Below are 11,275 nucleotides of genomic sequence, written 5' to 3' on the forward strand. Positions count from 1 at the left end.
ATATTTATTGTGCTAAGCAGCTTTCCTCTTGTTTGCTATGCAAAAAAAGAACCGTTATCATTAAAAATATTACCAACTTTCTCTCCTTTTACCCAGCAATACGAAGAAGATGATGAAGATGATAACGGAGAATATTCTCATGCCTATTCGATTGATTTTTATAATGCAATTAGTACTGTCCATCCTCCAGTATTAGTAAACTACGATGGATTGAAATCAATATTGTTATTTGTTCCTGCAAATCCCAAAGATCCTAATAAGGAAAACCATCATCTTGTTTATAATTTTAATTTAGGTAATTTTAAACTAAATGAAGTTGGAACTATTTTCACCCACGAGATATTATCAATTTTTAGTTATAATCCTAATGAAGAAAATGCCATGATTTTTGTGTAAATACCCCAAACTTAGTACACAACTCACGTAGAAAATCATGCTGCTTGTTTTAGTGTTTTATACTCAATCGGTGTCATGTTATTTAATGCCTCATGCGGTCTTTCGGTGTTATAAATTGTTAACCATTCTTCAGTTATTCTCCTTGCTTGAGCTAAGTTGTTAAAAAGATATAAATCGAGTACTTCAGTACGATAGGTACGATTAAATCGTTCAATATAGCCATTTTGATAAGGGCTACCGGGCTGGATATAATCAATGGTTATATCATGTGATTTAGCCCAGTTGGTAAAGGTTTTTCCTGTAAATTCTGGCCCATTATCGACCCGTATTTTTAATGGGTACCCATGATATTCGGCCAGTTTATCTAAGTAACGGGTAATCCTTCCTGCTGGTAAGCTTACTGCAATATCAATACCTAACGCCTCACGATTAAAGTCATCGATGACATTGAATGTTCTAAAGCGACGTTGATTACGGCTACTGTCACTCATAAAATCCATTGACCAACATTCACCTTGTTTATTGGGGACTAATAACCTTTCCGGACATCGTGGAGGAATGCGTTTTTTACGCTTTACCCTGAGATTAAGCTTTAATTCACAATACACCCGATATACCCGTTTATGATTCCATTGATAGCCGAGCTTTCTGATACGATGAAAACATTTAAGAAAGCCCCAGCGTAAATGCCTATCTGTGATAGCATTCAATACTGAAACAATAACCGAATCATCCTGTAACTTAGATTGATAATAGTAAGCACAACGGCTTAAGCCAACAATAGCACAACTCATAACAATAGTAACCGAATGATTTTGTTGTAGTTGCTGTGCCCACGTTTTACGTGCCTTTGTGGGCACTAAAGCTTTTTTATGATTTCTTCCTGAAGCTGAGATTTTAAGCTCAGTTCGGCAAACATCTGCTTAAGCTTGCGGTTTTCAGCCTCAAGCTCCTTTAAGCGTTTGATATCCGACGTTTCCATACCGCCATATTTTTCCCGCCATTTATAAAAAGTTGAATTACCCATGCCATATTTACGGCACAGCTCTTTAACGGGAATACCCGCTTCAGCTTCTTTTAAAATAGCTACGATTTGATGTTCAGTCATTTTTTTCATCATTAAATCCCCTTTTCTTTTATCATAGAGAATTTTCTACTTTTTTGCTGTACTATTTTAGGGGATAGTTACATATAGTCTTTCACCATTACCCTTTACATCCTTTGAAAATGCCCAATAGTTTACTTTTATAGCTTCTATTTATCGAGGATTGAAATCAAATCCGTACTCATTCTATAAATTTTAGTAGCATCAGAAAGTGGTAAGCTCTTTTCTAGACGGCGGGCAGTCCCCCCACACAATCCACCCAAATCAACTCATCTAAGCGCATACTGATACCGATTAATCACCCAGCAATCTAATCGGGTGTAGCTAGGTAAAGTAGCCTATATCCAGCTCATAGTACCTGAACGTATTGTAATGTAAGTCGGTTTTTCTGTCTAAATATTGTTCCTGATATCTGAGGTTTTGCTTTATTGATTGGAGTTCAATTTCCTGTCCCCGTTTTCCCCCATAACTGAAAGCTACATTCCCACTATATTTTACCGTTTTCGTCGGTCAACTCTTCCGGATAGCCATTCAGAGATGAGGGGGGGGGAAGACGCTATAGGCATCGTAGTTAAAGCCGAGTTTGCGTCAGATAGCATCAATGCGGGTGTGCACCAGTCCGCAAGGGGCGTGCTGGTAGTGGATGCCGTGGACGCGGGGGTCGGTATAGGTCAGTAGCTGTTTAGCAGTATTAAATAATATATAACAAAATTTTTTATGTGATTATTGTACTTTGTACTAAGTATGGGATATTTACAATGTTTCACTCATTAGTGCACCATCAACATAGACGAGTGAGTTTTTAGTGGATCATATTCATCATCCTGCTAATTCTCCATCTTCATCTAATATTACTATTCCTGTCTGTTTTCTTAACCATGTAAATAAGGCCTTTAAATCTTTCTCAATACTTAGGGGATGAGCACTTATTTCAATAAAAATACGTTTATCTTCAAAAAAAAAGCGAACATCAAACGGCCAATCTCCTTTATTAGAAATAGATCCTATTCCTGATAAAAGATATGCGGAGTCATTTTTTTTAATATAAGGATTTAATGTTTTAATTTTATTTGCAATTTTATCTTTATGGTCTATATACCATTTTTTATCATTAAAAAATAATTGAAATTCTGCTGACATTATATTTTTTTATATCTCCATGATTTCTGCCAGATAGACATAGCCGTAACGCTGGTTGCGATCTGTTTGTTCGTGCGTACTTAGCTCAGCTCAGGCAGTGTTCGGCGTTGTTGTGCTGGATATGGCAGGTGGTTTTGATTACTTTAGTTTCGCTAACTAGAAATTATTTTTTATCCTTTTGTTGTGTCTCTTTTAAATAGAATTCTAAATATTTTTTAGGTCGTTCTTTGAATGCTCGGGTTTTGCCACATTCATAGGCTGCATTAAAATATTTATAAGCTTCATCATATTGGCCTAATTCATAATAAACCATGCCAAGATCAATATATGGGCCTGTATCAATATCAGAACTTGTCGCTGCCAGCTTAGAATGCGCCCAAATTTTGGCATTTTCATAGTCTTTTAAATTAAAATAAGTGGTATAAAAAGAGCCTGATAACCATAAACTGATCAATTCCCATTCTAATTTGGGTTCTGGTAGAAGCGCCCATGCTTTCTGATAATTTTGTAAAGCTGAAGAATAGTTTTTATTGACATTAAAAACGTTGCCGTCTTCTACAATAGATATGATATTTTGCTCTAAATCAGGATCTACATTCGAAAGTTCTTTCATACTTATCTCACTTTATTAAAATTATTAAAAATAGGCTGATTTTTCAGCTTATCCAACAAAATATTCAGTTTTTATGTGGTTGCCCTCATTTTTTGTGTGACCGATTATGTGTAACGTATTCTAAGTCATAATTATTAGGCGTTCTCATCAAACCACTAACATCCTTAGCTTTAGGTTTGAGTCATCTACCTGTCTGATTTCAATATGCAACAACATCAGTTGATCCTCGCCAAAATATTAGGCAGTACTCGCTTCTATAAATATGTTATTAACGTAATACTGCTTTTTATATTGTTCAGGCGATACCTAACCATGAGTTAAATGTCAGCAAACTTGATTATAATCAGTTTCAATATATTCAAATAGCTTTTTATTGGCTTCTTGCCGTGTTTTGTCATCATGAATAATACGGTTTTTCACGTATGAAAAACTTTCGGTAATGGCATTATCCTAACAATTGCCTGCTCAGCTCATACTTTGGCTAAGTCCATGTTGTAACACTCACTGCTTAAAATTAGCACTGCAATATTGGGTTTTCTTGGTCACTGGTAATAATATCCCTTTAGGAAATCGACAACAAAATAAAGCATTTTTGAGCGAGTTACAAATTAAATACTTATTAATATACTTTATGTATTAGTCAGCACATCATAATAATAGGTTTGTAGCAAAAGGATTAATGTGATTATTTTTTATTATGCCACAAAATAAAAACTTGAATAAAATCAATGGTTTTTCTGACTGATTTTTATCATGCTCAACTAACCTTTCTGTATGATACATCCTAGCCCTTGCCCCCTGATATCATGTACTAAGCTTGATGCATCTAAACGGGCTTCATGTTGCCAATAAAGTGCTTTGATATTCTCAAATAGCTCATTTAATTTGGTTCATGCTTTAGCCAAACAGAATAACCTGATACGCTAACTTTTAACTGACGACAGATTAGCGGTAATGGGTATGGTAACAGATGTTGCTTCATATATTAGCACTTCTATTGGTACTTCTATTGGTACCTCGCCGGCCTGTGCACTAAATTTTTTGATACATAATGTGTTCTCCTATAATTGTTAGTTATATCATAAAGGTGACATTTGTCCGTTTTTTGGGCGAGGATCACATGATAGAAAACAATCATTAATGTTGGACAAATTGTTGAGAACTGTTCATTGATAATGACAATAGGTAACGACGATGCACCCGATTATTATCGTTGTGAAAGCAGTGATGGTTCAACATATCGAAAAGATAGGGCTGGTAATATTATAAAATAAGGTCGATGTACATGAGTATTTTAGTCTGTATGAGTTATTATTTTTTATCTATTATTGGATTTTTTATTCGGTATTATTTTTCGGGATATATTGCAACGGTCTATACTAATGATAAAACGTTAAATCGTAAACGACATTGGGCTCTTTTAATTCTTATTTTGTATATTTATTTCATCGATTTTCTCGTTCGACCGAAACGCTATAAAAAAAGAAAAAAATGGAACTAATATTATAATTATTTTACAAAATAACAAAAAATTATATTAAATCGATTCGCGATTAAAAGTATTCCGTTAAAGTTTAGTCTTTTTAATTAAAGATATTATTGTTTATAAATTGAATGTTTATTTTAAGTTATATCTCTCTATGTTATGCTAGCGTTAATATTTGAGCACAGGATATTCCTTTATGATAAAAGATCCCTTTTATGCCCGCGAAGCCGAAAAGTACGATTCCCCCATTGCCAGCCGTGAACTTATTTTAGATTACCTTAAACAAGAAGCGAAACCCGCAAGTCTAGAAAAAATTGCCCAAGCGGTAGCAATTAAAAACGAAGAACAAAAAATAGCGTTACATCGTCGCTTACGGGCAATGGAGCGTGACGGTCAAGTGGTATTTACTCGACGTAAATGTTATGCGCTGCCTGAAAAATTAGATATGGTCAAAGGTAGCGTGATTGCACACCGTGATGGTTTTGGTTTTTTACGAGTAGAAGGCAACCCTGAAGACTATTTTTTATCACCAGAACAGATGAAAAAAGTGTTACAAGGCGATGTGATTTTAGCACAGCCAATGGGAACACAATATCGCGGTAAAATGGAAGCTCGTGTAGTGCGGATTTTAGAGCCACGCAATAATCAAATTGTCGGGCGATATTTTATCGAACAAGGTGTGGGCTTTGTTGTTCCTGATGACAGCCGTTTAAACTTCGATATTTTAATTGCAGGTAAACCCAATCGTACTGTTCGAATGGGAACCGTGGTTGTCGTTGAGTTACAAAAGCGTCCAGAACGCCATCAAAAAGCTGTTGGTATCATAAAAGAAGTGCTTGGTGAAATAATGGGTACCAATTTAGCTATTGATATTGCCTTGCGTAATCACGAAATTCCTTACGAACTACCTAAAACAGTCGAAAAAGAGGTAAGTAAATTTACTGAACACGTACCAGAAAGCGCTAAAAAAGGGCGAAAGGATTTGCGCCAATTGCCTTTAGTTACTATTGATGGCGAAGATGCACGTGATTTTGATGATGCCGTTTATTGTCAAAAAAATCGTGGTGGTGGCTATCGTTTGTGGGTTGCTATTGCCGATGTCAGTTATTATGTCAGATTAGGCAAAGCGTTGGATAAAGAGGCCTGCTTGCGTGGTACATCGGTTTATTTTCCATCACGAGTTGTACCTATGTTGCCAGAACAGCTATCAAATGGGCTGTGTTCGTTAAATCCACAAGTTGATCGTTTATGTTTAGTTTGCGAAATGACCGTATCAAATAAAGGGCGTTTAACAGGGTATGAGTTTTACGAAGCCGTGATGAATTCACATGCTCGATTAACTTATACTAAAGTGGCTAAAATTTTAGACGGTGATGAGCAATTGCGTGAGCATTACCACGAATTGGTACCGCATCTTGAGAACCTTTATGGCTTATATCAGGTGCTTGATAAAGCCCGTATCACTCGCGGTGCGATAGGTTTTGAGTCTGAAGAGCCGAAATTTGTTTTTAACGCCGATAAGCGCATCGAAAGTATCGAAATTGCTCAGCGAAATGTGGCACATAAAATCATTGAAGAGTGTATGATTTTAGCTAATGTTTCGGCAGCAAAACTGGTGATTAATGCTCAAGTACCTTCATTATTTCGAGTGCATGACAGACCAGATGAAGACAGAATAAATAACTTGCGTAGCATTCTAAGTGAGCTTGGATTATCACTTGGTGGTGGGGTTAGCCCAAAACCTAAAGATATTGCCGAATTAATGGCGATAGTTGAAACTCGCCCAGATCATGATATGTTGCAAACGGTAATTTTACGCTCTATGAAGCAAGCTATTTATGATCCAGAAAACCGTGGTCATTTTGGTTTAGCACTTGAAGAATATGCACATTTTACCTCGCCAATTCGTCGTTATCCTGATTTATTATTACACCGAACGATTAAATGGATTTTAGCTGACAAACAGCATAAAACCAGTAAAACTGGCGGGTATTGTTATACCACAAATGAAATGCTCTATTTCGGTGAACATTGTTCAATGACTGAACGTCGTGCTGACGAAGCGGTGCGTGATGTGGTCGATTGGCTTAAATGTGATTATATGCAAGATCATGTTGGCGAAGTATTTAATGGTACCATTTCAAGTGTCGTTAATTTTGGTTTCTTTGTTCGATTAGATGAATTGTTCATTGACGGCTTAGTGCATGTTTCGTCGTTAGAAAACGACTATTATCTTTTTGATGCTGCACATAATCGCTTAATTGGCGAAAATACCCGTTTTGCTTATCGATTAGGCGATAAAGTGCAAGTTAAAGTCGATAATGTTAATCCTGAAGAACGTAAAATTGATTTTTCTTTAGTTGGCAGTAATAATAAGCCAAAACGCCAAGGCAAGACTGCCAAGGATAAATCAAAACAAGTAAAAACCGATCAGAAAGTTGATTTGCCTGTTAAACGAAAAAGCAAAAAATCAACCAATAAAAATAGTGCAAAACCGCTTACTAAAAAAGTTAAAGATAAAAGCAAAAGTAAAAGCAAAAAACGAAGTAAACCAAAATCAAGTAATAAAACAAAATCAGTTAATAAAATAAAAGAGTAGAACATAAATGAGTGAAACAGTTTACGGCTTGCACGCAATTGAAGCATTATTAGCTCGCTCGCCAGAAAGAATTATTGAAGTATTTATTATTAAAGGCCGAGAAGACAAACGTCTTATCGCTATTGTACGTCAATTAGAGCAACTAGGTTTGCCTGTTAAAGTTGCTCAACGTCAATGGTTAGATGAAAAAGCGAAAAATGGAGTACATCAAGGTATTTTGGCTATGGTTAAGCCTAATCGAGGTTATCAAGAAAATGATATTCCTCTACTTATGGAACGGCAGCCAAATCCTGTTATTTTAATTTTAGATGGCGTAACCGATCCACATAATTTAGGTGCTTGCATTCGAACGGCTGATGCGGCGGGTGTGGATTTTATTATTGTTCCCAAAGATCGCTCAGCACCCCTCAACTCAACAGCCCAAAAAGTGGCGTGTGGCGCGGCAGAAAGTGTACCTGTGGTTAGAGTGACCAATTTGGCTCGCACCATGCGAATGTTGCAAGACGAATATCAAGTTTGGATTGTTGGGACTGCTGGTGAAGCTAATAAAACACTTTATCAAACAAATTTTTATAAAACATCAAAAACAATTTCACTTGCGTTAGTTATGGGAGCTGAAGGTGAAGGTATGCGCCGTTTAACTAAAGAACACTGTGATGAATTAGTTAGCATTCCAATGGCGGGGATTGTCTCATCACTCAATGTCTCTGTTGCAACGGGGGTTTGTTTATTTGAAATTGTTCGCCAAAAAATAGATACCAAAATGTAAACTGAATAGCCTTAACTATAGTAGTTCAAATTTAATCAGACAAGCGCTAATAATTCATTAGCTTCGATTTTAGCAAATTGAGGGTTAACGAATAAAATAAATACTATAGTTAATGGCGTTGATAAAAACTAACAGTTAGTGCAATGTAAATTATAGTGCAATGTAAATTATTTCAATTAAAACATTAAGTAATGCTACATAGCTAAAACCTCTTTTTAAAATACATATAATATTCCAGCTTATTCAATGGCTTTATTATCTCCTGTTAAAGTGATAATAAGAGATAAGCTTGAAACAAGTCGAAAACTGTATTTTAAAGGCAATTAAGTATATAATGTTACACAAACTTAACTAATCTCTATCAAAATATATTTTTATGAAACCTTCAATTATCAATAAGTTAGAAACACTACAAGAGCGTTATGAAGAGGTTCAAGCATTATTATCTGATCCTTCAGTTATAGCAGATCAAAATCGCTTTCGTACGCTATCTAAAGAATACTCACAATTAACTGCGGTGGTTAAGTGTTTTTCCGATTGGCAGCAAACCCAAGAAGATATCGAAACGGCTAAAATGATGCTATCAGATCCTGAAATGAGCGAAATGGCACAAGAGGAATTAAACGAAGCACTAAGCCAAGTTGAAGAGCAAGAAAAGCAATTACAAGTGTTATTATTACCTAAAGATCCTAATGACGATTATAACTGTTTTGTTGAAGTTAGAGCGGGAACAGGTGGTGATGAAGCCGCTATTTTTGCTGGTGACTTAGCCCGAATGTATACACGATATGCTGAATCACGCAATTGGCGCGTTGAAATTATGAGTGCGAGTGATGGTGAGCACGGTGGTTATAAAGAAGTCATTATGTTAGTCAGTGGTGATGGAGTTTATGGCAATTTGAAATTTGAATCAGGTGGTCACCGAGTTCAACGCGTGCCAGAAACTGAATCACAAGGGCGCATTCATACTTCGGCTTGTACTGTTGCCGTTTTACCTGAAGTTCCCGAGGCTGAAATGCCAGAAATCAACCCTGCTGATTTAAAAATTGATACCTATCGTTCATCTGGGGCTGGTGGTCAGCATGTTAACACGACGGATTCAGCGATTCGTATTACTCACCTTCCAACGGGTATTGTTGTTGAATGTCAAGATGAGCGCTCACAGCATAAAAATAAAGCGAAAGCAATGTCTGTATTGGCTGCACGAATTCAAGATGCCGAACTGCGCAAACGCCAACAAGAAGAAGCCTCAACAAGGCGTAATCTATTAGGCTCAGGTGATCGTTCTGACAGAATTAGAACATACAATTATCCTCAAGGACGTGTTACTGATCATCGTATTAACCTAACGCTTTACCGATTAGATGAAGTCATGGAAGGAAAATTAGAGATGCTAATCGATCCAATTGTACAGGAATATCAAGCAGATCAACTAGCCGCTTTATCGGAACAAGATGAATGACCTATTTACAATGGCTTAAAAGTGCATCTCAAACTTTAACTGATAGTGAAAGTCCAAAGCGTGATGCTGAAATTTTGCTGAGTTTTGTTACGCACAAAACGCGCACATTTTTAATGGCATTTAGTGAAACATTGCTTACTGATGATGAGCTAATTGCTTTATCTGAATGTTTACAACGTAGGCAAAATGGTGAGCCTATTGCTTATATTACTGGCGAAAAAGAATTTTGGTCTTTAAAGTTTAATGTCTCTAACGCTACATTAATCCCTAGACCGGATACTGAAAAATTAGTTGAATTAGGTTTAGAATATCTACCTAAAGTGCCATGCGAAGTGTTGGATCTCGGTACGGGTACTGGTGCAATAGTTATCGCCATGGCAACTGAGCGTCAAGACTGTTTATTTACCGCAATTGAAAAAAATAAAGATGCGTTGATTTTAGCGCAACAAAATGCAACCCAAATAGGGGTCAACAATGTTTATTTTTTACAAGGTGACTGGTATAAACCAATAAAAAATCGCAAATTTTCAATGATTATCAGTAATCCGCCTTATATTGAACCAACAGATATTCATCTAGCACAAGGCGATGTTCGTTACGAACCAAGAAGTGCATTAGTTTCAGAAGATGACGGTTTAGCCGATATTAAACTTATTGTTTATGGCGCAACTAAACATTTAAATCAATATGGCTGGTTACTAATAGAGCATGGTTGGAAACAGGGTGAGGCAGTACAAACTATTTTTAAACAACACGGATTTCAATTAGTCGAAACCTTTGCTGATTATAGCGGTAATGATAGAGTTACCCTTGGTCGCTGGTTTAAACCCTAACTAGGAATATGTTATGATGCAACAAAAAAAAGTAAATGTTGGTGATATTACTGTCGCCAATGACCTACCATTTGTATTATTTGGTGGTATGAATGTGCTCGAATCTCGTGATTTAGCAATGAAAATCTGTGAACATTATGTTTCTATCACCAATAAACTAAATATCCCTTATATTTTTAAAGCTTCATTTGATAAAGCTAATCGCTCTTCTGTTCATTCATATCGCGGGCCAGGTTTAGAAGAAGGGCTTAAAATTTTCCAAGAACTTAAACAACAATTTGGCGTTAAAATTATTACTGATGTACATACCGAAGCACAATGCCAACCAGTCGCTGATGTAGTTGATGTTATTCAATTACCCGCTTTTTTAGCAAGACAAACCGATCTTGTTGTTGCAATGGCTAAAACTGGTGCGGTAATTAATGTTAAAAAGCCACAATTTGTCAGCCCAGGTCAAATGGGTAATATTGTTGAAAAGTTTGAAGAAGCTGGTAATAACCAAATAATTCTTTGTGATCGTGGTAGTTGTTTTGGCTATGACAACTTAGTGGTTGATATGCTTGGTTTTAACATTATGAAAAAAGCAAGCAAAGGCTCTCCTGTTATTTTTGATGTTACTCATGCTCTACAATGCCGTGATCCAATGGGCGCAGCATCAGGTGGGCGTCGTGGTCAAGTAACCGAGCTTGCGCGCTCAGGTATGGCAGTTGGCATTGCTGGACTATTTTTAGAATCACACCCAGATCCAAGCCATGCCAAATGCGATGGTCCATCTGCGTTACCATTAGCAAAACTTGAGCCTTTCTTAAAGCAAATGAAAGCCATTGATGAGTTAGTCAAAAGTTTTGAAGAAATTGATACTGAAAATTAAG

The 11,275-nt window shown here is 36.4% G+C and carries 10 protein-coding genes; 6 read left to right on the top strand and 4 right to left on the bottom strand.

All coding sequences use genetic code 11. The features are described 5' to 3' along the window. Positions 1-396 (top strand): hypothetical protein (locus A9G28_RS13620; protein WP_176702138.1); only part of this gene is annotated, 396 nt, incomplete at its 5' end. A 35-nt stretch (positions 397-431) separates the two neighbouring features. Here A9G28_RS13620 and A9G28_RS08750 read toward each other — a convergent pair. The 4 genes from A9G28_RS08750 to A9G28_RS08765 form a co-directional block, all read right to left on the bottom strand. Continuing rightward, positions 432-1,513 (bottom strand): IS3 family transposase gene (locus A9G28_RS08750; RefSeq protein ID WP_442903264.1). Its coding sequence is split into 2 segments (ribosomal slippage): positions 432-1,267 and positions 1,267-1,513, totalling 1,083 coding nucleotides; the frame shifts between segments, so codons are not numbered across the junction. A 312-nt stretch (positions 1,514-1,825) separates the two neighbouring features. Next, positions 1,826-1,945, bottom strand: a complete 120-nt coding sequence (locus tag A9G28_RS14190) for an RHS repeat-associated core domain-containing protein (RefSeq protein ID WP_081301554.1) — start codon at positions 1,943-1,945, stop codon at positions 1,826-1,828. A 375-nt stretch (positions 1,946-2,320) separates the two neighbouring features. After that, positions 2,321-2,641, bottom strand: coding sequence for a hypothetical protein (locus A9G28_RS08760; protein WP_081301553.1), 321 nt, complete (start codon positions 2,639-2,641; stop codon positions 2,321-2,323). Positions 2,642-2,804: 163 nt separating this feature from the next. After that, the gene (locus tag A9G28_RS08765; protein WP_065580426.1) at positions 2,805-3,254 is read right to left on the bottom strand and encodes a tetratricopeptide repeat protein; all 450 of its coding nucleotides are present in this window, start codon (positions 3,252-3,254) and stop codon (positions 2,805-2,807) included. Between the two features lie 1,682 nt (positions 3,255-4,936). Here A9G28_RS08765 and rnr point away from each other — a divergent pair. From rnr to kdsA, 5 genes are all read left to right on the top strand, one after another. Next, entirely contained in the window at positions 4,937-7,339 is a 2,403-nt protein-coding gene (rnr, locus tag A9G28_RS08770; protein ID WP_065566431.1) for a ribonuclease R, read from the top strand. Positions 7,340-7,346: 7 nt separating this feature from the next. After that, entirely contained in the window at positions 7,347-8,108 is a 762-nt protein-coding gene (gene rlmB, locus A9G28_RS08775) for a 23S rRNA (guanosine(2251)-2'-O)-methyltransferase RlmB (RefSeq protein WP_065580427.1), read from the top strand. Between the two features lie 376 nt (positions 8,109-8,484). Continuing rightward, positions 8,485-9,570, top strand: a complete 1,086-nt coding sequence (gene prfA, locus A9G28_RS08780) for a peptide chain release factor 1 (RefSeq protein WP_065580428.1) — start codon at positions 8,485-8,487, stop codon at positions 9,568-9,570. Beyond that, positions 9,567-10,403, top strand: a complete 837-nt coding sequence (prmC, locus tag A9G28_RS08785; protein ID WP_065566428.1) for a peptide chain release factor N(5)-glutamine methyltransferase — start codon at positions 9,567-9,569, stop codon at positions 10,401-10,403. Before prfA ends, prmC begins: the two co-directional genes overlap by 4 nt. 16 nt (positions 10,404-10,419) lie before the next feature. After that, a complete protein-coding gene (kdsA, locus tag A9G28_RS08790; protein WP_065580430.1) occupies positions 10,420-11,274 on the top strand; it encodes a 3-deoxy-8-phosphooctulonate synthase in 855 nt (284 codons plus the stop codon). Position 11,275: the final 1 nt, after the last annotated feature.

It is taken from the genome of Gilliamella sp. Fer1-1, assembly GCF_001690825.1.
Classification (GTDB): domain Bacteria; phylum Pseudomonadota; class Gammaproteobacteria; order Enterobacterales; family Orbaceae; genus Gilliamella; species Gilliamella apicola_C.